Consider the following 23,947-nt stretch of genomic DNA (forward strand, 5'->3'; position numbering starts at 1 on the left):
CATTATTTTTTAAATAAATTCAGAAATTAAGGTTGAGTTATGTCTATTCAATTTTCAAAAAGCATCGTCGTCGCTGTTGCTTTATTCTCGTCTACCTGGGGCTTTGCAGCAGTCAAGGAATATCATCTGACCATTGATGAAGGAATGGTCAATGTCACAGGTAAATCTCTAAAACGTATCACCGTAAATGGTCAGTTTCCTGCGCCTTTGCTCGAATTTGAGGAAGGTGATGATGCAGTGATTCATGTGCATAATAATTTAAAAAATCAGGATTCTTCAATTCACTGGCATGGCTTGTTATTACCAGGTTTGATGGATGGTGTACCTGGATTTAACGGTTTTAATGGCATTAAACCGCAAGGCGATTTTGTCTATAAATTCAAAGTGCGTCAAAGCGGAACTTACTGGTATCACGCCCATTCCAAAGGTCAGGAACAGGACGGTTTATATGGTGCTTTGGTGATTTATCCAAAGGACAAGAAACCACTTGCTGAGCATGAAAAAACTGAGCGTGACTATGTGGTGATGCTGTCGGATTTTCATGAAAAAACCAGCGACCAGATTCAAAAAGACCTGGAAATTTCCGCTGAATATTATCAGGATCAGCGTGAAACGTTAGGCGATGTGTGGAAACAAGTGAAACGTGATGGCTTAAAAGCCACGTGGTCTGATCGCAAAATGTGGAATCAGATGCGAATGTTAAAAACTGACATGTCTGATGTTACAGGTTATACATTCCTGATCAATGGTAAAACGCCTGAGCAGAACTGGACAGGCATGTTTAAACCAAATGAAAAAGTTCGTCTGCGTTTTATCAATGCCTCTGCGATGTCATTCTTTGATGTGCGTATTCCAAATTTGAAAATGACGGTGGTCGGTGCAGATGGACAGCCTGTCAAACCTGTACCTGTGGATGAGTTCCGTATTGGTACAGCAGAAACCTACGATGTCGTGGTTGAGCCAAAGACAGGACATTATCAGATCGAAGCCGAGTTGATTGACCGTTCAGGTTTTGCCATTGGCACATTGCACAATGAATTGACACCGCAATCGCATGGTATTCACATGCCACAAGCACGTCCTCGTGCCATTTTAACCATGGATGATATGGGGCATGGTGGTGAGCATGCAGGCATGGATCACTCAAAGATGGATCATAGTGCGATGCAAAGCATGGATCATTCGAAGATGAATCATAGTGCAATGCAAAGTATGGATCATTCTAAGATGAATCATGGCGAAATGCAGGGTATGGATCATTCACAACATCAAATGCCTGCAGCAAAAACAATGCAAAAATCTGATGCAGTCGTAGAGGGTTGGGCAAATGCTGCAACGCCACAAGGTGATAAAGCCCTACAATACAGTGATTTAAAATCGTTAACCCCACAGTCTGATACCCGCGAAGCGACAAGTGAATTGGTTGTTCGTTTGGGCGGTACGATGGAGCGCTATATCTGGACAATTAATGGTAAAAAATTCAGCGATGCAGAGCCGTTAAAAGTGAAATATGGTGAGCGTATCAGAATCAAATTTATCAATGACAGTATGATGGCGCACCCGATGCATTTACATGGCATGTTTATGCAACTGGAAAATGGTCAACCTGCGGTGGATATGCCGAACAAACACACCATCGTTGTGCCACCTGCAAAAACAGTGACGGCATTACTCACCGCGGATGAATTGGGTGAATGGGCAATTCACTGTCACCTGTTGTATCACATGAGCGCAGGCATGATGAATAAATTGATCGTTGCCAATGTTTCAGAGGGTGAAACCACCACGACACCAATTCAAAAAAATACTTCAAATAGCCAAACAAGTAATGTAGATAAAAACAGCAATGCAGTACAGCAGGGAGATCAACATGCACATCACTAAGTTATTTTCAAAAGCTGTATTGCTAAGTTCGTTATTTTTAGTCAGTGCCTGGGCGATGGCGCATGAAGGACATGCACATGATATGCAACAGCAACATGCTGAACATCAGCAAATGCCAAATCAGCAAATGCCGCAAGGTCATGCGATGAGTCATGCAACCAAGTCAGAAGCAGAATGTATACAACATCGTCAGGGTGAGCATGCGCATATGAACCATGCTGAACATGCAACACATTGCCAAACAGCTCAACCTAAAAATCAAGCGGATCAAAAAGCACCGACTGATTCTAAAAATAAAAATGTGAAAGGGGATAATCATGCACATCACTAAGTTATTTCCAAAAACAGTATTGGCAAGTTCGTTATTTTTAGTCAGTGCTTGGGCTGTGGCACATGAAGGGCATCATTCAGATCCATCGACTGAAACCCAAGCGACTGCGATGCCTGAAATGGATCATTCCAAAATGAACCATTCACAGATGAATCACACATCTATGAATCATGGTGCAATGGATCATTCACAACATCAGCAACAGCAGAAAACAGTTTCAGCTACAGATCACACTGCCCACCAAGGGCATGATCATCGCAAAGAACATGGCGCGCAGATCTATGCGGTGACCACCGTGGATAACAAATGGTTGCTGAATGAAGATGGCGAGGGTGCTTTAAAGTCTGAAATAGAAACTCGAATTGGGACAGATGAAAATAAGATTTTCCTGAAAGCGCATATCGATAAGCACGAATCACACGATGCAGAGTATGACTTTAAAATGCTCTACAGCCGCATGATCTCCGACTTTTGGGATGCGCAGATCGGTGCGCGCTATCGTGTGGAAAAAGTTGAACGTGATCAGCGCGGTACTGATACCGAAGAAAAACTGGATGGTGTGATTGGCTTGCATGGTATGGCACCATATTTCTTTGAAACCGATGCTTATCTCTATGCAGGTGAGGACAATTATTCAGGCTTTAGTCTGGAAACTGAACGTGATTTATTGCTGACACAGAAGTTGATTTTTCAACCGTATTTGAATGTCGATGTGGTATTTTCAGATGATTCTAAATATGCAAAAAAATCAGGTCTGAGTGGCGTGACAACAGGTATTGAAACTCGTTATGAGATCAGTAAAAAAGTCATGCCATATATCGATATTGCTTATGAATATTCCAAAGGTAATGATGCAACGCCATGGCAAGTGGAAAGCGATTCTGAAAAGGGTTGGCTTTATGGTGCGGGGGTGAGGTTTAGGTTTTAAACCTGAACTTTGATGTTTTAAATAATGAACTATTTTAGGGCTTTTATCATTAAAGCCCTAATTTTTATAGGTGTATTTTGGGTCAAGTTTTGTAAATCATGCCCAAATATGTCGCAAAATAAGTTAGTATTTAATCATTCAGTGGAGGAACGACCTCCCTTAGTGCTTTATTTCTAAAAACTGCACCAAGAAAAATCGTCAGGACGACCTGACTCTAATTAAAATTTGGAGGTCGTCATGGCTTGGATCGTTCTTATTTTTGCAGGTGTCTTTGAAATCGTTTGGGCATATACCATGAAAATGTCCGAGGGTTTTACTAAGCTCACACCGAGCATTATCACTATATTTTTCATGATCTTAAGCTTCGGTCTTTTAGCGTATGCGATGAAAACATTGCCGCTAGGGACTGCCTATACCATCTGGACAGGAATCGGCGCGATTGGTTCATTTCTGGTCGGGATCTTTGTTTTAGGCGAACCAACCTCTGCAATGCGTATGCTCGCTGCGGTTCTGATCATTTCAGGTCTGGTATTGATGAAACTCTCATCTTCATAAGTTTCTAAATTTAAATCAATTTTCGAACAGTAAGGTTGAAGCATTCACCTTACTGTTTTTTCGATGTAAGGAATAAATTATGGCTTGGGCATTATTGATTGTTGCAGGTTTGTTGGAAGTGGTTTGGGCATACTGTATGAAAGTGTCTGACGGTTTCAGCAAATTGACACCAAGTATTTTGACCATTGTTTTTATGATCGCAAGTTTTGCATTATTGTCCTATGCCATGAAAACATTGCCACTCGGCACAGCATATACCGTATGGACAGGCATTGGTGCGATCGGTTCATTTGCAGTCGGGATATTCTTTTTAGGTGAACCTGCATCTGCTATGCGTATGTTGGCTGCGGTTTTAATCACTTCTGGGTTAATATTGATGAAACTCTCATCATCTTAATGCGTATTGGTTCAAGGAGAAGTCGATGAAATTATCGTTCATGGAGATGGCTTCTCTTGTCGGTCAGCTCAAGCTCGTAGCGACTGAAACAGCTTTAGTCGCTGTACTTTGGGAAAATGAAAATCCCAATCGTGTTCGTTTGGCGGAATTGATTGAAGATATATAGCATCCGATTTTACTCGAAACGCAGAAACAGTTGAATGAATACTTTGCAGGGCAACGTCAGGTTTTTGATTTGCCTTTAGATTTTGAAGGCACTGAGTTTCAGCAGAAAGTCTGGCAGGCTTTGTTGACCATTCCTTTTGGTGAAACCCGTAGTTATAAACAGATTGCAGAACAGATAGGTAATGTTAAAGCTGTTCGTGCGGTGGGCGCTGCTAATGGTAAAAACCCGATTTCGATTATTGCGCCGTGTCATCGGGTTGTTGGTGCAAATGGGAAATTGGTGGGCTTTGCAGGAGGGTTGGAGAATAAGGATATTCTTTTAAAAATTGAGAAATTACAATAAAATATAATTACTTATTGATAATATTAAAATTTTAAATGAATACATCACAAATATTAGCTCCACTTTTTTCACAATTGTGGTGGATGATTCCGTTATTCCTGATTGTTGGGGCAATCAAAGCATTTAAACCTTTTCTAAAAGGGAAAATGGGAGAGTTTGCTGTCAGTGCGCATGTAAAATTGTATCTGGACAAAGAAAAATATACTTTACTCAATGACTGTACTTTGCCAGATGAACTGAATCAAACCACACAAATCGACCATATTTTACTGAGTCCGTATGGTATTTTTGTAGTGGAAACCAAGAATTACAAAGGTTGGATTTTTGGCGATGAGCGTCAGAAAACATGGACACAGAAAATTTATAAAAAGTCTTATAAATTTCAAAACCCATTGCATCAAAACTATAAACATCAAAAGGTTTTAGAAAATATTTTGGCTGATATTGTTGATCCTGCATTGATTCATTCAGTTGTAGTTTTCATGCCTGATTGTGAGTTTAAAACACAAATGCCGAGTAATGTTTTTCGAGGTGCAGCTTGGACAGATTATGTCAAAGGCTTTCGAGATGAAGTGATTCCATCGACAAAACTGAAACGAATTCAACTCAGAATCGAAAAAGAAGTGTTGGAAAAGTCTTGGAAAACCAATCGTCAGCATGTACAGAATTTGAAAGACAGTCATGCAGATAAAACCGTTTGATTAAAACTAGCTTAGAGATTAAGAAGCTACTTCTTAATCAAGCAAATATTTGACTTTGTCCAATGACGTGGTCTTTTGCTTTTTCAACTCTTTATCTGCAAACTCATAAATACTTTTTTCATGATTCAGCACATATTCAAAAAACATCTGAGTATCCTGATCTGCATGTTTGCATAAGCGTTCAAAGGCTTGCATAAAAGGTTGTGTGCCATCTTTGAGTAAAAACATCGCTAGTTTCCACGGCATTTTAGCCAATGCAAAACCTGTGGCACTACCTTGAGTTTTGATATGTAAACGAGATGTGGCTTTTAAGTTATTCTGCTTTAAAAATGCCTGAAAGCGCTCAAGAGTTTGAGTTTCCAAAGCTGCCAAAACTAACCATTTTTGCTTATGTTCTTCTGATTTCGCATGTTTTGCAGCAGTAAGAAAAACGGCTTCACCAAAGATTTCAGACTCTAACAGTTTATTCAGATCATCTTGATATTGTTGGTAATTCATTGGAAATTCCTTTTCAATTATTTGGTTCTTAGCCTTATATTTGCAACTGTTTATTCGCTGTGATCAGCTTTAAATCGTGGATAAAAATATTTTAGAGTAATTACTCTAATTTTGAAAGTGGTATGAGACAAATAGCGAAAGATGAGGGGGCTTTGATTTTTGTATTTGTATAAGTGATTGAAAAATTAATAACTGATGTTACGCACATTCAAATGTAAAGCATCATATTAAACTGTTTTGAAGTTTACTTGACGGAGTCTTGCATCAAAAGTTTTGATTTAGGGATTAGCCTTCGGCTCGACCTACTTTTTTTTCGGAAAAAGTAGGCAAAACCATTGTCATCCGCAAAACTCGTCGGTGACCATCTTTTGATTGATATATCGTAGAAACGTTAACTTACAGATGTAGTCCTGCCTCAAACACGTTGCGGATGACGTTATCGCGTATCTACTTTTATCGAGGTGTAATTTTCAATTTTGATATTACTACGTAACATCAGTTAATAATGAAAGCTCCTTCTCCCTTTGGGATGAGGAGGTAACTCCGCAAGAGGATGAGGGGCTATAAAACTCCTTCTTTTACGGATTTTCACTTCTCACCCGCAAGAGAAGGAGCTAAAAGCAATTCAACTCAAAACCGCTTCGGAATTTTCTGACCACCTTCCACAGGTGTTTCCGCATTTTTCAATACACCAAATAACCATGCTTCAGCATGATTTACAGCAACTGGTAATGAATCACCTAGAGCTAAACGACCTGCAATAAAACTTGCAAGCGAACAGCCTGAACCGTGATATTCACCGTCTAAACGCGGGCATTTGGTTTCAGAAACCATTTCACCATTCACATAAAGTGCATTGCGGATATAGTCAGGTGTATCTTCATGTCCACCTTTGACCAAAATAGCTTTTGCACCCATTTCAAACAATTTTGCTGTGGCTTTTTCCAAATCCTGTTCACCAGTTAAAGCACGAAGCTCCACTGTATTGGGTGTGAGTACTGTTGCCAAAGGAATCAATTCTACAAAGGCTTTGACCAGTGTTTCCTGATTGCCCAGTGAACCGCCACTGTTGGCAACTAAAACAGGATCAAGCACATACAGATAATCCGAATGTTCACGTAAAAATTCAGCCAAGGCCGCGATATTATCCGTAGTCCCTAACATGCCTGACTTAACAGCTTTAATCGGTAAATCTTTCACTACAGCATTGGCTTGCGCAAGGAGTAATTCTTTTGAAGTCGCTTCAAAACCAAAGACCTGCTGAGAGTTCTGAACTGTCAGTGCGGTACAGGCGATGGCTGCATGTGCACCACTTTGCCCAATAGCTTCAATATCTGCTTGCAAACCTGCGCCACCTGATGGATCAAGACCTGAAAAACACAATACAGTAGGGCGCACGATGATGTCCTTAAATTCACAAATTTGGGTTAGTATAGGCAACTTTAGCAAAACTCTCGACTGTAATTTTGCATCGCTCGTATTTAGTAAAAGGTAAATCTGTGCTTAAAAATATTTTGATTGATTTAGACGGAACTTTGACTGATCCAAAGGAGGGGATTACCACCTCTGCACGTTATGGACTGAATAAAGTGGGTCATCCGATTCCTGACAGTGAAAATATTGACTGGATTATTGGTCCTCCATTAAAAGCGTCTTTGGCAAAATTGTTGAATGTCGATGTGAATGATGATTTGGCAGAGCAAGCTTTGCTTGGTTATCGTGAGCGTTTTGCAGTAACAGGTTTGTATGAAAACCATGTGTTTGATGATGTCGCTTCGACATTGGAATCATTGAAAAATAAAGATTATCGTCTATTTTTAGCCACGGCTAAACCCGAAATCTATGCACGTCAGATTCTGGATCATTTTGATTTACTCAAATACTTCGACTATCCATACGGCAGTGAGCTTACAGGTGAGCGTACCAATAAAGGCGAATTGATCGCTTATATTTTAGAGAAAGAGCAACTCAAGCCTGAAGAATGCTTAATGGTCGGTGATCGTGAGCATGATATTTTTGGTGCACGTAAAAATGGCATTGAAACTATTGCTGTGGAATATGGTTATGGATCAAAAGCTGAGTTGGATGAAGCGAAGCCAAAGGCGAGAATTGGAAAGTTTTCTGATTTATTGAGTTTGGTTTAAATTAGAAAGTTATGAATGCACAATCAGCTAGTTGATATTCCTAGCTGATTTTTTTAATCGTGTTTCTGATACACTGCTGATAATCGTTAGAACATTAATAACAATGAAAAATAAACTGATAAAAATCTTGATTATATGTGCGCTCTGTCTTTGGGTCATTATTTTTGCCACTATAAAGTGGTTAAGTGCAGATGAGCCGTTGTCAAAAGAATCTCAAGTATTGCTTGATCAAGTGCAAATGTATGATCCTGATTTACAAGAGCATCCTTATTTTTTTGAATTGGGTTTTGATGCAAGGAATGATGCAGACCAAATTTTATTAGGGCAATTACAATATCATTCGGATTGGTCGAATTTTATTCAGCATCAGTTGGGTGAAGAGGGTAAAAATAACAATCAGGATTTAGAAACGTTTAGAGGGCAATTTTTTAGTCAAAAAAGCATAGACATGTTCAAGGCTATGCAAGCTGTAGCGAAAGAGCAAGGCTTGAGTTATCAGTTATATTCACAAAATCGCGCAGAATTACAACGTTTGTATGCTTCGCAAGGAATGTTGAATGCAAGATTTCAACGTTTATTAAATGCGCCGCAATCGGATAAAGTTTTATTATTGACGGCACAAGCAAAAATCCCTGATTTTATACTGATCATTCGAATGCATCATTTGTATCTTTCTCATTTAGCATTTAAGAACGATATATCGGGTATTGTTAAATATATTGAAAAATTGGAGCAAATGAATACGCATGTTCCCTTGATTGATAAAATGATTCAACTCAGTATGCTCTCTGATAGTTTGAATATTTTAAATGACTTAAATCGTAAAACTCCAAAAGTCCAATTTCAAATTCCACGACTGACACCACCACAGTTATCAGTGAGGTATAATTTTGCTGATGAAATAGCACGAACTGAATCGATACTGGTTAAATTCAATGATGACCAAGTTTTTGCAAAAAATATTGATCATATCTTTGAAAATAAAAATTCATCATCGATCAAGTTATGGCTATATTATTCATTCGTCCATTTATTTTTCTTAAAGAACACATCATTAAATAGCTATGCCGAACCAATTTCTTCCTTTGTTTCATTATCAGAAATGGAAAATAACCAATTTAAGCAGGCTATTCAAAAGGATTTAAATATCCAACAGAATAGAGCGCCATTTAAAAATTATTTAGGTTATAAAATTGTCGATGTTGCCATGCCAGCTTGGAAATCTTATGTTGTTAGCCCGAGATTTGTGAATCAAAAAATTCAAATTCTAAATGTGCTGGTTCAAAATCGTCAGTTTGATTTAAAACAATTGAATCAGAATAAAGAGGGATATGAATATTATCGGACGGCAACGGAGTTGTGTATTAAAAGTCCAGATCCGCAAACGAAGGAAGAGGATTGGAAGCGGTATAAAAGTTGCTTGAAAATTTAATTCACATCCAAATACAACGACTCTTTAATTTCCTCCATCACAATATAACTATGAGATGACGCAGAAGATGGTAGTTTCTTGAGTAAGTCACCCAATAAGCGACGATAAGCCGTCATTTCTTTCAGTCGTGCTTTGACCAAATAATCGAAATCACCTGAGATCAAATGACATTCTTGAACCTCGGGAATTTCCATTAAATCTTTGGCAACTTGCTCAAAAACATCACCAGACTTTGCTGACAAACTAATTTCTAAAAAAACCAATAGATTACGATCCAAATGTTTCGGGTTGAGCCGTGCATGGTAGCCCATAATGACACCATCACGTTCCAGCCGTTTTACACGTTCTGAGCAAGGTGTCGTTGATAAACTGACCCGTGCAGCCAATTCGCTGATGGCAATGCGTCCTTCATTTTGAAGAATTTCTAAAATCATCCGATCTGTACGGTCTAATTTGCGCATCAACTATTTCCTTTTTTTAGTCAATTTTCACGACAAAAAATTAAAACACCTAAATTATAGCGATAAAAACAGTGAAATAAACTATTAAACTGAAAATATACTAGCAAAATAAACTAGTAAATGCGTAAAGGATAAGAAATGCGTGTAATCGTATTGGGTAGTGGTGTGATTGGTGTCGCAAGTGCATATTACCTCGCACAGCAGGGAGCTGAAGTTACAGTTTTAGATCGCCAAACAGGTCCAGCAGAAGAAACAAGCTTTGGTAATGCAGGGCAAATTTCGCCTGGATACTCGACACCGTGGGCTGCGCCAGGTATTCCATTCAAAGCCGTAAAATGGATGTTTCAGCATCATGCACCGTTAGCAATCAATATTGATGGCAGCATGTGGCAACTTCAGTGGATGGCGCAAATGCTGAAAAACTGCAATGCAGAAAGCTATGCCATCAACAAAGAACGTATGACCCGTGTGGCAGAATACAGCCGTGATTGTTTACGTGAGCTTAGAAAAGATACAGGCATCAGTTACGAAAACCGCTCAAAAGGAACGCTACAAGTTTTCCGTAATGAAGCACAACTTGAAATGGTGCAACGTGATATTGCAGTGCTTCAAGAGTGTGGTGTTCCACATGAATTATTACTCAAAGATGATTTAGCCAAAGTTGAACCTGCTTTAGCGCACGCAAAAGACAAATTGGTTGGTGGTTTACATTTACCCAATGATGAAACAGGTGACTGTTATTTATTTACCAATGCTTTGGCAAACCTCGCTAAAGATTTAGGTGTGGAGTTTAAATTCAACCAGAATGTAGAAAAACTGGTGGTTGAAGGCGATGAAATTAAAGGTGTTGTGGTCAATGGTGAAGTTCTGACAGCAGACCGTTATGTACTGGCTTTTGGTAGCTATTCACGTGATTTCTTAAAACCACTTGAGTTGAATTTACCTGTTTATCCAGTTAAAGGTTACTCACTGACGATTCCTATTGTTGATGCAAACTATGCACCGCAATCTACTGTTTTAGATGAAACTTATAAAATTGCGATCACGCGTTTTGATGAGCGTATTCGTGTTGGTGGGATGGCTGAACTGAGCGGTTTTAACCACGGTTTAAATACAGACCGTCGTGGAACTTTGGAAATGGTTACACAAGATTTATTCCCCGGTGGTGACTTGGCTCAGGCTTCATTCTGGACAGGTTTACGCCCAATGACTCCTGACAGTACGCCAATTATTGGTGCGACACGCTTTAAAAATCTGTTCCTCAATACAGGTCATGGCACGCTCGGCTGGACGATGGCATGTGGTTCAGGAAAACTGATCAGTGATTTAGTCCTGAACCATAAAACAGACATCAGTACAGAAGGTTTATCAATCAAACGCTATCCACACGCTGCTTAATTGATATTTACGACTACCATCTACTTATTCAGGGACGAATAAAATGCCAAGACCGATTTGTGCAGTGATTCATCAGGATGCACTGCAACACAATCTAAATATTGCCAAGCAATATGCACCGCAAAGTAAAGTATTCGCAGTGGTGAAAGCCAATGCCTATGGACATGGTGTTGAACGTGTTTATGACACATTTAAATCAGCTGATGGTTTTGCATTACTGGATTTAGATGAAGCTAAACGACTTAGACAGTTAGGTTGGACTGGTGAAATTCTGCTTTTGGAAGGTATTTTTTCAGCGCAGGATTTACAGGTCTGTCTGGATTTGAATCTCAGTTTTACCATTCACAGTACACATCAGATTGAGTGGTTGGCTGAATTTTCACAGCCTGCACAGTTTGATGTGTATTTGAAAATGAACAGTGGGATGAACCGTTTAGGTTTTCCACCTGAACAATACCGTGCTGCTTGGGAAAAGCTCAATCAACTCAGCAATATCAAATCTATTACTCACATGATGCATTTTTCGGATGCAGATGGTGAGCGTCTTGGACAGTCCGGTATTGATTATCAATATGGCGTGTTTGAAGAAACCATTCGTGATCTTCCGGGTGATCGTACCGTATCCAACAGCGCAGCCATTTTAAGACATTCTCAACAGCTTCTATCCGATACTGTGCGTAGTGGCATCATGCTCTATGGTAGTTCGCCAGATTTCCCAACTCATTCCATTCATGACTGGAATCTCAAACCGACCATGAGCTTACGCAGTGAAATTCTTGCGATTCAGGAGATTCAGGCGGAGCAAACGGTGGGTTATGGCTCTAAATTCACTGCAACAGAAACGATGAAGATTGGCATTGTGGCATGTGGTTATGCAGATGGTTATCAGCGTATTTCCGTAGATGCTCCGATTCTAGTCAATGATGCTCTGACTAAAACCATCGGTCGCGTCAGCATGGATATGCTGGCTGTGGATTTAACTCATATCCTTGCAGCCGAAGTCGGCAGTGAAGTGGTGTTGTGGGGCAAATCTTCAAATGGTGTGGTGTTGCCTATCGATGATGTAGCAGCAAGTTCAGGCACAGTCGGTTATGAACTGATGTGTGGTGTGACTGCTCGTGTCCCATTCATGATTGAAAATTAAAATTAAAAAATACGCATTGAGAATGCATTTTTTTAGTAAATCATTAATTGAAAAAAGGAAGTCACAATGACTCAGCATAGCGATATACAAAAGATCAACAGCACAGAAGTGATGAGTTCTGTGACAATATTCAATAAAGTTGTGTATTTATCTGGACAGGTTCCTAAAAATACTGATGCCGATATTACAGGGCAGACTTTGGATATTTTAGCAACGATTGATGAGTTGCTTGCAGCTGCAGGTACAGATAAGTCTCGCTTATTGTCTGCACATGTATATATTAAGAACCTTTCTGATTTCCAGACCTTTAATACCGTCTGGATCGATTGGTTAAAAGGTTGCGTAACCCCTGCGCGTGCAACGATTCAAGCAGACTTAGTCAATCCAAACTGGTTGATTGAAATTGCAGTCACAGCTGCGCAGGCTTAATTTTTTGTAAATGTAATTCGACTGAGCACTATGTCACCCATAGTGCTCAGTCGGTCTGGATCAAACACTAGAACGAGGATGTTCTGACGCCAAAAGCGGGTTTGATCTGAAAGAAATGTCAAAAAGGATATTTTTATGACAACTTCAAGCCATTCAGATGACGCACAATCGTCGCCACATGAGCTACAACGGAAACTCTCCAACCGTCATTTGCAGTTGATTGCGATTGGTGGTGCGATTGGTACAGGTTTATTTATGGGATCTGGGAAAACTATTTCCCTCGCTGGTCCATCTATTCTGATCATTTACATGATCATTGGTGCAATGTTCTTTTTCCTGATGCGCGCATTGGGTGAAATTCTACTTTCAAATCTCCATTACAAATCTTTTATCGACATGGCACATGACCTGATCGGTCCAGGTGCTGGTTATTATATTGGCTGGTCATACTGGCTCGGCTGGATTCTGGTCGGGATTGCTGACCTTGCCGCTATTATTAATTATCTGAATTTCTGGCTACCTGAGGGGACAGCATTTACCCCCATGGGACAAGCCATGATCAGTGCTGGCTGTGTTTTACTGGTTCTGGGTATTAACTTACTGACCGTTAAACTGTTTGGTGAAATTGAGTTCTGGTTTGCCTTGATCAAGATTCTCGCCATTATTGGTTTGATTTTGATTGGTAGCTTTATGGTGTTCAGCCATTTCCAAGCGCCAAGCGGTTCAGTGGCAAGTTTCAGCAATGTCTGGTCGCATGGTGGTATGTTCCCGCAAGGTGGTAGTGGTTTCCTCGCAGGTTTCCAGATCGCTTTATTCGCCTTTGTTGGGGTTGAGCTGATCGGGACTATGGCAGCTGAAACCAAAGATCCTGAGAAAAACCTACCGAAAGCGGTCAATGCGATCCCTACACGAATCATTCTGTTCTATGTCTTAGCATTATTTATCGTGATGTCTGTGACGCCGTGGAATCAGATTCCTGCTGATCAAAGCCCATTCGTGACGTTGTTTATGCATGCAGGTATTGCTTCTGCTGCGATTATCATGAATCTGGTGGTGTTGTCTTCAGTCATGTCATCAATGAACAGCGGTGTGTTCTCGACCAGTCGTATGCTTTTTGGTCTGGCAAAAGAAGGTCAGGCACCTGAAAAATTAGCAGAACTATCTAAACGTGCTGTTCCTGCAAAAGGGTTATTGTTCTCCTGTAGTTTCATCATGGCGGGTGCTGCATTGCAGTATTTTGTTCCAAATACACTTGAAGCATTCACTTTGGCAACTTCATTGTGTGTGATTTTATTTATCAGTATCTGGAGCATTATCATGGTGTGTTATATCCGCTATCGTAAATTGCGCCCTGAACTGCATGAAAAATCAAACTTTAAAATGCCTGGTGGCGTATGGATGTCGTATGTGGTACTGATTTTCCTTGCATTCACTTTGGTGATTCTGAGTTTAGAGCCTGATACTTTAAGAGCACTAATGATCAGTCCATTTTGGGTGATTATCCTCGCAGTGACTTATCAGCTACTGTATAAACCACGTATGAAAAAGCGTAATAAACTGCAATAAATCATTCTTTTTATACAATATCAGGAGATACCGAAATGTTATCTCCTGAACATTTCCTCACAATTTGAATTGCAAAGCCTTCACAAATTATTATCAATCACTAAAAAAATCTATTTTAATACTCGCAGTTAAAACGAATACGAGCATTATGCGAAATTATAAAATAGATGTATTGCGTGGCATTTCCATACTTCTGGTGTTGATTCACCATTTCAATATTCCATATAAATTGCATGATACCTTTTTAGGGATACAGGTTTTTGGTGAAAGCCTGAGTACGCTGATCGCTCGAAATGGTAATTATGGCGTCACCATGTTCTTTGTGATCTCGGGTTTTTTGATTACGCAACATACTTTGCAACGCAGTTCTTCTTTAGCACAGATCAATCTCAAAGATTTCTATATACGCCGTATTGCACGGATTATTCCCTGTCTGGTTTTACTGGTGGCAATGGTCACTGTGTTAGGCAGTTTTGGTCTAAAGCCATTTATGAACCAGGCGCCGAATGATATTGAAGTGTCTTATGCTTTAACGGTTTTTTCAGCATTTACCTTCTGGATGAATATCCTGATCATTGAAAATGGTTGGGTCAATTATGCACTGGGTGTGCTGTGGTCACTGTCTGTGGAAGAAGTCTTCTATGTGGCTTTTCCGATTTTGTGTATACTTTTAGGTCGTGGAAAAGGTTTTATTCTCTTTCTACTCGCAGTGATTTGTTATGCACCGTATTTCCGTTCTTTGCATTTTGGTGAAGAAAGTGGGGCATATCTCTATCATTATTTTTCAAGTTTTGATGGCATTGCGATAGGCTGTATTACGGCACTCATCGTTCAAAAGTATTCAGGTACATTGCCCCATAAAAATCTGATCATTGGCATTGTTTCAGCCTTAATGATTGCATTGTATTTCTATGAGCCAATCAAAGAAGTCAGTACATGGGGCATCAGTGCATTTGCACAGTTATCGGCTGTTTTAATGTTCTGTTTTGCGCAGAATTCAAAGGCTCATGCACAATCCTTCTTTGCAAAAATAATGGTGTGGATTGGTCAGCGCAGTTATGAAATGTATCTGTTTCATCTGATTATTCTTGGCCTATTTAAAGTACTGTATTTACCTAAAGAAACCTTGCCTGCTGAAAAGTTGATGTTATTGCCTGTTTATTTTATCTTGGTTTTTATTTTGAGTTGGGCGATCGAAAAGTATTATTCAGTGCCGTTGAATCAGATGATTAAGATAAGATTTATAAAGTGAGTGAAAATAATGAATTATCTATGGGAATTGATGGGTAAAAATTCTGGCCAACTTCAGACCCTATTAGCGATTATTGGATTGACATGTGCTTTGATTGCAGCAGTTTATGCAAAAAGACAAATAAAATTGTCACAGGATCAAAGATTATTTGAATTAAAGCTATCAATTTTAAATACAGCGTATGAGTGTAAGGAACTCATTTATGAAATGAAATTTAGAAATGAAAACTTAAAGTCTAAATATGGAGAAATGCTGAATCTTAGAGGGCAATCACTCAATACTAATTTGGATGGGTATGATTATAATTATCATGAATATTTTAAGTTAATATTAGGACCCTTGGAGCAACCTGAAGAGGTTGTAGAGCAACTCATTTTTGAAATAAAAGATGAGAATATTAAAAATAACCTACAAGAATTTGAAAAACATTTAAATTTGTTATGCACAATTAAAGGGGGAATATATACTGCAAATTGTGGTTATTTAAGACGCATAGTTGAGATGGAAAGAATGTTAACTAAGTAATAAAAACCTCCATTTGGAGGTTTTAAATTTTGGTATGGGTATTTTAAAAAGTCGGTTTAACCACCACTAAAATAATCACAGCAACTAAAATCAAGGTTGGCATCTCATTGAAAAAACGCCAGAATTTATGCGATTTATAATGCGCATTGCCAATCAATTTTTTACGATAATAACCACAAACAAAATGGTAAATCACCAATAAACCAACTAATCCGACTTTGAGATAAAACCAAACGGCTTCATGATAATGACGACTTGCATCACCCCAATCGACGAGGAAATGTGCTGTGATGAGTGTTGCGACCATCGCAGGCCACATGATGCCACGATACAACTTACGTTCCATGACTTCAAAGCGTTGATGGCTGACAGCATCATCACTCATGGCATGGTAGACATATAGGCGGGGGAGATAGAACAATGCAGCAAACCAACAGACTACTGCGATAATATGAAGTGCTTTGACCCAAAGGAAAGCTTCTGAAGGAGCATCCATCAATTTACCCTTTTAAGGGCAGTGTGGAAGAAGTTGATCATTCACTGTTCACACGGCGAATGATCAAAATTTCTTAAATTAGCCTTCCCATTTTTTGAAAATGAGACAAGCATTAACACCGCCAAAACCGAAACTGTTACTCATCACAGTATTCAATTTTGTGTCACGTTTTTCAAGTACAACATCATAAGCTTTTGCACCTTCATCAAGTTCAGTCACGTTGATGTTTGGCGCGATAAAGTCATTTTGCATCATCAGTACAGAATAAATCGCTTCTTGTACACCCGCAGCACCCAAGCTATGACCTGTCATTGATTTAGTAGAACTCAAAGCAGGAACATTGCCTTCACCGAATGCGCGACCCATTGCATGAAGTTCTGTAATATCACCAGCAGGTGTAGATGTACCATGTGTATTTACATAGTCAATTTTTTCTACGCCATGTTGTTTTGCTTCTTCAAGTGCCATCAAGATACAACGTGTTGCACCTTCACCTGAAGGAGCAACCATATCCGCACCATCAGAGTTAGCTGCATAAGCTACAACTTCAGCAAGAATGTTCGCACCACGAGCTTGAGCATGTTCAAGTGATTCAAGTACCACGAAACCACCACCACCTGCGATCACGAAACCGTCACGATCCGCAGAGTATGGACGTGAAGCAGATTCAGGTGTTTCATTGTATTTAGAACACAATGCACCCATCGCATCAAACAATAAGCTTTGTGACCAGTGATCTTCTTCACCACCGCCCGCAAGCATTAAATCTTGTTTACCCAATTGAATCAGGTTATAGGCATAACCAATCGCATCGGCAGAAGTTGCACATGCACTGGTAATTGAGTGTGCTACACCTTGTAATTTAAATGCCACACCGACGTTTGCGGTAATGGTATTTGACATATTACGTGGTACGAAGAAAGGACCAATTTTACGAGCGCCTTTTTCTTCAAGTAACTTAATCATTTCAGCAACAGAAGCAGTTGAGTTACCACCTGAACCGCCTGCGATCCCATAACGTGGATTGCCACCAAGTTGCTCAGGTGTTAAGCCTGCATGCTCAACTGCTGCCAATGCAGAGTTATAGGCATACATTGCACACACGCCCATGAAACGTTTGAGTTTACGGTCGATGCCATCAAAATCTTGTTCAGCAGCAGCACTGACATGGCTTTTGAAATTTAATTCTTCATAAGTTGGATTATGGCGAGTACCAGAAATACCATTTTGTAAAGAATGTGTTACATCTGCTAGGGTATTCCCAATACAAGAATTAATACCCATACCCGTAATTACAACGCGACGGTTCATGCAAAGTCCTTTATTTATAAATAGGGATAGAATGGAGCCCATTTAAACGGTTTTGCTTTTTAATCGCAATGGCGAAAGATATTGATTCATCAATAACGTTTAAATAGGCTTCAGTTGATCTTAAAAATGTTGTAATGCATGGTAGTACTTAGTGTTATGACAGGTTTTGATGAACTTTTGATGTGATGAGATTCCATGAAAAGTTAGGCAAAAACATCCATTGGATAATGTGCTTAAAGTGAGTAAATGACGAATATCTTATAGATTAATACATCACAGCATTTGATTTGAAAAATGATTTGGGTTTAGTCCAAAGGTTCTTCATAGTCGATTTGTTCGAGTTTCCCAGTTACTGGATTGCGTGCAAAAGCACTCTGTGGTGGTGCATCGAGTAGGGTGATAATTTCAGGACAATAATTGGCAATCGTATTTACATCGTAAACACCATGATGATTTGCATCGTCCATATAGTCTTGGGATTCTTCTCCACTCGTAAAAAGCCAACCACTGTCTTCTGGATGATCAGGATGTGGAAACTCTCTGACCATATAGCCCACAGATTTACCCTCTACAGTAATCATATCTGTTGCAATACAAGCGCCATAACCTGTAGCGAGTGGGCGAATCTGAGTTTTATCTAGGTGAAATTTCTTAGTCATTATTGTATTACCTTTGGGTTGTATTATGATCAGGGTGAAATCATAGAGAACTGAATTTTTTATATGATCGTATGTTCTAATATAGAGTAATTATATGTGATGGTAATGATCATATTTAAAAATAAAATCAAGATTTTGGCTTTTTAACAGAATCGAAACCGATTAAAGTAAAAGATCTATGTCATTATGATGATTAAGTTTAAAAATATAAGTGGGTGAGCAGAAATATGTCTGATTCAAAGAATAAACAACAGCACAGTTTAATTTCGAATGCTTTAAATGTTGCAAAAAAAATGACAACAACCGGCTTTGATGTATTGAATCATGTCGCACCTGGTACAGTGAGTAAATTGACTCAAAGCCCACAACAGGACTCAGTGATTCAGGGTTCTGCAAAAGAAAAAAATAACCTTGAACGCAAAAAATATGAAAATCCTCAACAAATGATGCGTGAACATTTACCAACAGTGACAGGAAAGTTATTGGGTAAGCATTATAAAAAAATTAATCATGTCGCTTCATTTATCTCACCTGACCTTAATGACAAATTGTCAGATTTTATCTTTGATAAGCTCAATGACTTTGTATCTGAACTAACTTCTGTAGAGGCATTGCTGAAAGAGGTGGGTGCGAAAGATTTATCAGAATTGGCAAAAGATCCTGAGCGTTCTTTGCGGATCAGTACGGCATTGGCAAACCAAAATAAACTGATTGCTGTGATTCAAGGGGCATTATCTGGTGCTGTAGGAGGAGTGGGAGCGATTATCGATGTTCCAACATCTTTAGCACTGGCACTACGTAGTATTTACCATACGGGGCGTGCTTATGGTTTTGAGTTAAATCTCAAAGACCAAGCCATTGTCGAATATATTTTTAAAGAAATTGATTTGGCAACTGTTGCTGAAAAGCAAGCGTTGTTGGCGGCAATTCGCACTTTTGTTGGAGTATTAGAAACTCATAATGTCAGTCAGTTACAGCAGTTACTGGGTTCTGGAAATGACATTGATGTTTTAAAGCGTTGGGTTGCCAATGACGATGGTTCATTCAAGCTTTCGTGGATGAATAATCTGCCTCATTTTACTTTACTCTCGCGCTTAACACCTTTAGCGACGATGGGCGTAAGTGCTGTATATAGTTGGAAATTGGTGGATGATGCAACAGATAAAGCTGAAATTATTTTTTCAGGTGCTCGACAATACTTATTGGCACATCCTGATGAAAATATAGATGCTTTAGAAGCATACGAAAAGTCAACACAAAGTCTTTCGGAAACAACGCCATTATTGTTAAAAGAAATTGAAACAGAACCACAGTCTGAAACTAAATCGTCTGTAGACGTTGAAGAAAAGCCCCAAGTGACAAAGCTCGTTGAAGAAACAGTTCAACCAGTTGAAAGTAAAGCTCAGCCTAAAACTCCTGTAAAGGTTAAAAAGGAAGTTGTACAACCTACTGAAAATTCTTCTGAAAATAATGCTCAGTCTAAGACCGCGCCAAAAGCCAAAACTACGACTACAAGAGCAAGACGTACGACTCAAAAAGTTGAACCGAAAGCTGAAGGTGCAGATAAAACGGTTTCAGTGGCTAAAACTTCAACAAGCGCAAAAACTGTAACAAAAAGGCGCACTCCTGCAAAAGCCAAAGAAAACCTAGGAAATACAGCAAAAACTTCTGATAAATCATTGGAAAACACGGAAAATAAAGCTGAATAAATAGAATCAGATTTATTCTGTAAGGTTGGAATGGTCGATATTTGACAGTACGTTGAATATTGACCATTTTTACGTCTTGGCTTACAATTGCATGCCCTCAAAAAGTGGTATTTTTTTGAGGCTTTTTATTAACGGGAGAATTGCCATATGGCAACAACAAATCAGTTGATCCGTAAGGGTCGTACAACTTTAGTTGAAAAATCTAAAGTTCCTGCGTTGAAGGCTTGTCCACAACGTCGTGGTGTTTGTACACGTGTTTATACAACTACACCTAAAAAACCTAACTCAGCAATGCGTAAAGTTTGCCGTGTTCGCTTAACTTCAGGTTTCGAAGTTTCTAGCTATATCGGTGGTGAAGGTCATAACCTACAAGAGCACAGTGTTGTTCTTATCCGTGGTGGTCGTGTTAAAGACTTACCAGGTGTACGTTACCATACCGTTCGTGGTTCTTTGGACTGTGCTGGTGTTAAAGATCGTAACCAGTCTCGTTCAAAATACGGTACTAAACGTCCTAAGAAATAATTCGTTAAGAATTAAAGCTTAAGATTATAGAACCGCAATCCTTTATCGTCTCGCTTGTCTGATTTCTGCATTTATTTTGTGAAATTCAAGCGACGTGTAGTAAGGCCAGCGAATAGTACATGACACTTTGTACTCATGCTGGATAAACCTGAAGTGTCATATTTATAGGTAGTTTAAAATGCCAAGACGTCGCGTAGTCGCTGCTCGTGAAATCCTTCCGGATCCTAAGTTCAGTAGCCAAACAATCGCTAAATTCATGAACCACGTAATGCAAGATGGTAAAAAATCTATTGCTGAAAGTATCGTTTACGGTGCTTTAGATCGCGTTCAAGAAAAAAACAAAGTAGACCCAGTTGAATTTTTCGAGACTACTCTTGAAAAAGTTCGTCCTATGGTCGAAGTAAAAGCACGCCGTGTTGGTGGTGCTACATACCAAGTACCTATGGAAGTACGCCCATCCCGTCGTACTGCCTTGGCTATGCGTTGGTTAGTAGATGCTGCTGCTAAGCGTTCTGAAAAAACTATGGCGTTACGTCTTGCTGGCGAGTTGCTTGATGCAGCTGAAGGTAAAGGCGCAGCGATCAAAAAACGTGAAGATGTGCATCGTATGGCTGAAGCTAACAAAGCCTTCTCTCACTACCGCTTCTAAGCGGTTAAAACAGTCCCTAATCAGGAGAATACTCATGCGGACAGCAGCTCGATTTAACATCACCCTCTACCAAAGTGGGGGATTTGCGGGTATTTGAGTTGCCCCAAAACGTATTGAGTATCCGTACGCATCAATAATTTTATTGATGCGTCCTGTTTTAAACAACAAAATTTAGGAATGCAAGAAATCATGGCTCGTCAAACCCCAATTTCTCGTTATCGTAACATTGGTATCTCTGCACACATTGATGCTGGTAAAACAACGACTTCAGAACGTATTTTGTTCTATACAGGTCAAAGCCACAAACTTGGTGAAACTCACGAAGGTTCTGCGACTACTGACTGGATGGAACAAGAACAAGAACGTGGTATTACCATTACTTCAGCAGCAGTAACATGCTTCTGGTCAGGTATGGGCAACCAGTTCGACCAACACCGTATTAACGTTATTGACACACCGGGACACGTTGACTTCACAATCGAAGTAGAACGTTCTATGCGTGTTCTTGACGGTGCGTGCATGGTTTACTGTGCTGTAGGTGGTGTACAACCTCAGTCTGAAACAGTATGGCGTCAAGCAAACAAATATAAAGTTCCACGTATTGCGTTCGTTAACAAAATGGACCGTACTGGTGCGAACTTCTTCCGTGCTGTTGAGCAAATGAAAACTCGTTTAGGTGCAAATCCAGTGCCTATCGTTGTTCCAATTGGTGCAGAAGAAAGCTTCCAAGGTGTTGTTGACCTTATCGAAATGAAAGCGATTATCTGGGATGAAGAATCTCAAGGTATGAAGTTTGAATACGGTGAGATCCCAGCTGAATTGGTTGAATTAGCGCAAGAATGGCGTACTAACATGGTTGAAGCTGCTGCTGAAGCATCAGAAGAACTCATGGATAAATACCTAGAAGAAGGCGAACTAACTAAAGAAGAGATTGTTGGCGGTCTACGTACACGTACTTTGGCGAATGAAATTCAGCCAATGATGTGTGGTTCTGCATTCAAAAACAAAGGTGTTCAACGTATGTTGGATGCTGTAATTGAATTCTTACCTGCACCAACTGACGTTGAAGCGATCAAAGGTATTCTTGACGACAAAGACGAAACTGAAGGTTCTCGTGAAGCGTCTGATGAAGCACCGTTCTCTGCGTTAGCGTTCAAAATCATGAACGACAAATTCGTAGGTAACTTAACGTTCGTACGTGTTTACTCTGGTGTTCTTCAAGCAGGTAGCCCTGTTTACAACCCAGTGAAAATGAAACGTGAGCGTATTGGTCGTATCGTACAGATGCATGCTAACGATCGTCACGACATCGAAGAAATTCGTGCAGGTGATATCGCAGCGTGTGTAGGTCTTAAAGATACAACGACTGGTGATACATTATGTGATGAAAATCACGTAATTACACTAGAGCGTATGGAATTCCCAGAGCCAGTAATTGCACTTGCAGTTGAACCTAAAACTAAAGCTGACCAAGAAAAAATGTCAGTTGCTTTAGGTCGTTTGGCGAAAGAAGATCCATCGTTCCGTGTACGCACAGACGAAGAATCTGGTCAAACAATTATTGCAGGTATGGGTGAACTTCACCTTGACATCATTGTTGACCGTATGAAGCGTGAATTCGGTGTAGAAGCGAACATTGGTAAACCAATGGTTTCTTACCGTGAAACGATCAAAAAATCGGTTGAACAAGAAGGTAAATTCGTTCGTCAAACTGGTGGTAAAGGTAAATTCGGTCACGTATACGTACGTCTTGAACCGCTTCCTGAAGATGCTGAGAAAGACTACGAATTCGCTGAAGAAGTTGTTGGTGGTGTAGTACCTAAAGAATTCTTTGGTGCGGTTGACAAAGGTATTCAAGAACGTATGAAGAATGGTGTCTTGGCTGGTTACCCTGTTGTGGGTATTAAAGCGACATTATTTGATGGTTCTTACCATGATGTCGACTCTGACGAATTATCGTTCAAAATGGCAGGTTCTTATGCCTTCCGTGATGGTTTCATGAAAGCGGATCCTATCCTCCTTGAACCTATCATGAAAGTTGAAGTAGAAACTCCAGAAGATTACATGGGCGATATCATGGGTGACTTAAACCGTCGTCGTGGTATGGTTCAAGGTATGGACGATTTACCTGGTGGTACTAAAGCAATTCGTGCTGAAGTTCCACTTGCTGAGATGTTTGGTTACGCGACTCAAATGCGTTCTATGTCTCAAGGTCGTGCGACATACTCTATGGAATTTGCTAAATATGCTGAAACTCCACGTAACGTGGCTGAAGGCATCATTTCTAAATTCCAAAATGGTGGTAAAAAAGGTGACGACGAGTAATCTTTCGATTACTATAAGCCCAAACTAATTCATAGTTAAAAACCAAATGCTCATGTAGCGACCCTACATGAGTAGCTTAAAAAGGAAGAACTCATGGCTAAGGCTAAGTTTGAACGTAATAAA

General features: G+C 39.7%; 24 protein-coding genes and 1 pseudogene. 19 read left to right on the forward strand and 6 right to left on the reverse strand.

The annotated features are described in order from the left end of the window. Positions 1 to 39 precede the first annotated feature (39 nt). The 7 genes and pseudogenes from EXE10_RS15155 to EXE10_RS15185 all read left to right on the forward strand — a co-directional run bounded on the left by EXE10_RS15155 (position 40) and on the right by EXE10_RS15185 (position 5,304). Positions 40 to 1,884, forward strand: a complete 1,845-nt coding sequence (locus tag EXE10_RS15155; protein ID WP_130113927.1) for a copper resistance system multicopper oxidase — start codon at positions 40 to 42, stop codon at positions 1,882 to 1,884. After that, positions 1,871 to 2,215, forward strand: a complete 345-nt coding sequence (locus EXE10_RS15160; protein WP_130113928.1) for a hypothetical protein — start codon at positions 1,871 to 1,873, stop codon at positions 2,213 to 2,215. The genes EXE10_RS15155 and EXE10_RS15160 overlap by 14 nt, the downstream gene beginning before the upstream one ends. After that, complete coding sequence (locus tag EXE10_RS15165; RefSeq protein WP_130113929.1) at positions 2,202 to 3,143, forward strand: copper resistance protein B; 942 nt, start codon at positions 2,202 to 2,204, stop codon at positions 3,141 to 3,143. Before EXE10_RS15160 ends, EXE10_RS15165 begins: the two co-directional genes overlap by 14 nt. 237 nt (positions 3,144 to 3,380) lie before the next feature. Beyond that, positions 3,381 to 3,698, forward strand: coding sequence for a quaternary ammonium compound efflux SMR transporter SugE (sugE, locus tag EXE10_RS15170; RefSeq protein ID WP_087553691.1), 318 nt, complete (start codon positions 3,381 to 3,383; stop codon positions 3,696 to 3,698). Between the two features lie 79 nt (positions 3,699 to 3,777). Next, complete coding sequence (gene sugE, locus EXE10_RS15175; RefSeq protein ID WP_130113930.1) at positions 3,778 to 4,095, forward strand: quaternary ammonium compound efflux SMR transporter SugE; 318 nt, start codon at positions 3,778 to 3,780, stop codon at positions 4,093 to 4,095. 25 nt (positions 4,096 to 4,120) lie between these two features. Continuing rightward, a pseudogene (locus tag EXE10_RS15180) lies at positions 4,121 to 4,603 on the forward strand (methylated-DNA--[protein]-cysteine S-methyltransferase). Positions 4,604 to 4,638: 35 nt separating this feature from the next. Beyond that, positions 4,639 to 5,304 (forward strand): nuclease-related domain-containing protein, encoded by a 666-nt coding sequence (locus EXE10_RS15185; protein ID WP_130113931.1) that lies wholly within the window; start codon positions 4,639 to 4,641, stop codon positions 5,302 to 5,304. A gap of 33 nt (positions 5,305 to 5,337) precedes the next feature. Here the strand turns inward: EXE10_RS15185 and EXE10_RS15190 are convergent, their stop codons facing one another. Together EXE10_RS15190 and EXE10_RS15195 are read right to left on the reverse strand one after the other, a co-directional pair. After that, positions 5,338 to 5,802 (reverse strand): hypothetical protein, encoded by a 465-nt coding sequence (locus tag EXE10_RS15190; protein WP_130113932.1) that lies wholly within the window; start codon positions 5,800 to 5,802, stop codon positions 5,338 to 5,340. A gap of 630 nt (positions 5,803 to 6,432) precedes the next feature. Beyond that, positions 6,433 to 7,200, reverse strand: a complete 768-nt coding sequence (locus EXE10_RS15195; protein WP_130113933.1) for a hydroxymethylpyrimidine/phosphomethylpyrimidine kinase — start codon at positions 7,198 to 7,200, stop codon at positions 6,433 to 6,435. A 101-nt stretch (positions 7,201 to 7,301) separates the two neighbouring features. Between EXE10_RS15195 and EXE10_RS15200 the strand changes: the two genes are divergently transcribed. After that, complete coding sequence (locus tag EXE10_RS15200; protein ID WP_130113934.1) at positions 7,302 to 7,946, forward strand: HAD-IA family hydrolase; 645 nt, start codon at positions 7,302 to 7,304, stop codon at positions 7,944 to 7,946. Between the two features lie 199 nt (positions 7,947 to 8,145). Continuing rightward, the gene (locus EXE10_RS15205; protein WP_130113935.1) at positions 8,146 to 9,378 is read left to right on the forward strand and encodes a hypothetical protein; all 1,233 of its coding nucleotides are present in this window, start codon (positions 8,146 to 8,148) and stop codon (positions 9,376 to 9,378) included. Here the strand turns inward: EXE10_RS15205 and EXE10_RS15210 are convergent. Continuing rightward, the gene (locus tag EXE10_RS15210; protein ID WP_068974865.1) at positions 9,375 to 9,839 is read right to left on the reverse strand and encodes an Lrp/AsnC ligand binding domain-containing protein; all 465 of its coding nucleotides are present in this window, start codon (positions 9,837 to 9,839) and stop codon (positions 9,375 to 9,377) included. The two genes, EXE10_RS15205 and EXE10_RS15210, sit on opposite strands and share 4 nt — an antisense overlap. Positions 9,840 to 9,977: 138 nt before the next feature. Here EXE10_RS15210 and EXE10_RS15215 point away from each other — a divergent pair, with 138 nt between their 5' ends. The 6 genes from EXE10_RS15215 to EXE10_RS15240 all read left to right on the forward strand — a co-directional run bounded on the left by EXE10_RS15215 (position 9,978) and on the right by EXE10_RS15240 (position 16,153). Next, positions 9,978 to 11,237 (forward strand): D-amino acid dehydrogenase, encoded by a 1,260-nt coding sequence (locus EXE10_RS15215; RefSeq protein WP_087553685.1) that lies wholly within the window; start codon positions 9,978 to 9,980, stop codon positions 11,235 to 11,237. Positions 11,238 to 11,280: 43 nt separating this feature from the next. Then, a complete protein-coding gene (gene alr, locus EXE10_RS15220; protein WP_130113936.1) occupies positions 11,281 to 12,381 on the forward strand; it encodes an alanine racemase in 1,101 nt (366 codons plus the stop codon). A 66-nt stretch (positions 12,382 to 12,447) separates the two neighbouring features. Further along, the gene (locus EXE10_RS15225) at positions 12,448 to 12,810 is read left to right on the forward strand and encodes a RidA family protein (protein WP_130113937.1); all 363 of its coding nucleotides are present in this window, start codon (positions 12,448 to 12,450) and stop codon (positions 12,808 to 12,810) included. 135 nt (positions 12,811 to 12,945) lie between these two features. After that, positions 12,946 to 14,376, forward strand: a complete 1,431-nt coding sequence (locus tag EXE10_RS15230) for an amino acid permease (protein ID WP_130113938.1) — start codon at positions 12,946 to 12,948, stop codon at positions 14,374 to 14,376. A gap of 148 nt (positions 14,377 to 14,524) precedes the next feature. After that, positions 14,525 to 15,628: an acyltransferase family protein gene (locus EXE10_RS15235; RefSeq protein ID WP_130113939.1), complete on the forward strand. Its 1,104-nt coding sequence runs from the start codon at positions 14,525 to 14,527 to the stop codon at positions 15,626 to 15,628. Between the two features lie 9 nt (positions 15,629 to 15,637). Continuing rightward, positions 15,638 to 16,153, forward strand: coding sequence for a hypothetical protein (locus EXE10_RS15240; RefSeq protein ID WP_228256847.1), 516 nt, complete (start codon positions 15,638 to 15,640; stop codon positions 16,151 to 16,153). Between the two features lie 43 nt (positions 16,154 to 16,196). Here EXE10_RS15240 and hemJ read toward each other — a convergent pair whose 3' ends face one another. From hemJ to EXE10_RS15255, 3 genes are all read right to left on the reverse strand, one after another. Beyond that, positions 16,197 to 16,649 (reverse strand): protoporphyrinogen oxidase HemJ, encoded by a 453-nt coding sequence (hemJ, locus tag EXE10_RS15245; RefSeq protein WP_068974858.1) that lies wholly within the window; start codon positions 16,647 to 16,649, stop codon positions 16,197 to 16,199. A gap of 78 nt (positions 16,650 to 16,727) precedes the next feature. Then, positions 16,728 to 17,960 carry a beta-ketoacyl synthase N-terminal-like domain-containing protein gene (locus EXE10_RS15250; RefSeq protein WP_130113941.1) on the reverse strand — a complete coding sequence of 411 codons (1,233 nt, stop codon included), beginning with the start codon at positions 17,958 to 17,960 and terminating at the stop codon, positions 16,728 to 16,730. A 305-nt stretch (positions 17,961 to 18,265) separates the two neighbouring features. Further along, positions 18,266 to 18,619 (reverse strand): DUF2185 domain-containing protein, encoded by a 354-nt coding sequence (locus EXE10_RS15255; protein ID WP_068974856.1) that lies wholly within the window; start codon positions 18,617 to 18,619, stop codon positions 18,266 to 18,268. A gap of 227 nt (positions 18,620 to 18,846) precedes the next feature. Between EXE10_RS15255 and EXE10_RS15260 the strand changes: the two genes are divergently transcribed. The 4 genes from EXE10_RS15260 to fusA all read left to right on the forward strand — a co-directional run bounded on the left by EXE10_RS15260 (position 18,847) and on the right by fusA (position 23,824). Further along, positions 18,847 to 20,328 (forward strand): EcsC family protein, encoded by a 1,482-nt coding sequence (locus EXE10_RS15260; RefSeq protein WP_130113942.1) that lies wholly within the window; start codon positions 18,847 to 18,849, stop codon positions 20,326 to 20,328. Positions 20,329 to 20,475: 147 nt separating this feature from the next. Beyond that, positions 20,476 to 20,850, forward strand: a complete 375-nt coding sequence (gene rpsL / locus EXE10_RS15265; protein WP_002050319.1) for a 30S ribosomal protein S12 — start codon at positions 20,476 to 20,478, stop codon at positions 20,848 to 20,850. Positions 20,851 to 21,028: 178 nt separating this feature from the next. Then, positions 21,029 to 21,499: a 30S ribosomal protein S7 gene (gene rpsG, locus EXE10_RS15270; protein ID WP_004655203.1), complete on the forward strand. Its 471-nt coding sequence runs from the start codon at positions 21,029 to 21,031 to the stop codon at positions 21,497 to 21,499. Between the two features lie 189 nt (positions 21,500 to 21,688). Next, positions 21,689 to 23,824 (forward strand): elongation factor G, encoded by a 2,136-nt coding sequence (gene fusA, locus EXE10_RS15275; protein WP_130113943.1) that lies wholly within the window; start codon positions 21,689 to 21,691, stop codon positions 23,822 to 23,824. Positions 23,825 to 23,947 lie beyond the last annotated feature (123 nt).

The sequence above is a fragment of the Acinetobacter sp. WCHAc060033 genome, from assembly GCF_004209125.1.
Lineage (GTDB): Bacteria > Pseudomonadota > Gammaproteobacteria > Pseudomonadales > Moraxellaceae > Acinetobacter > Acinetobacter wuhouensis.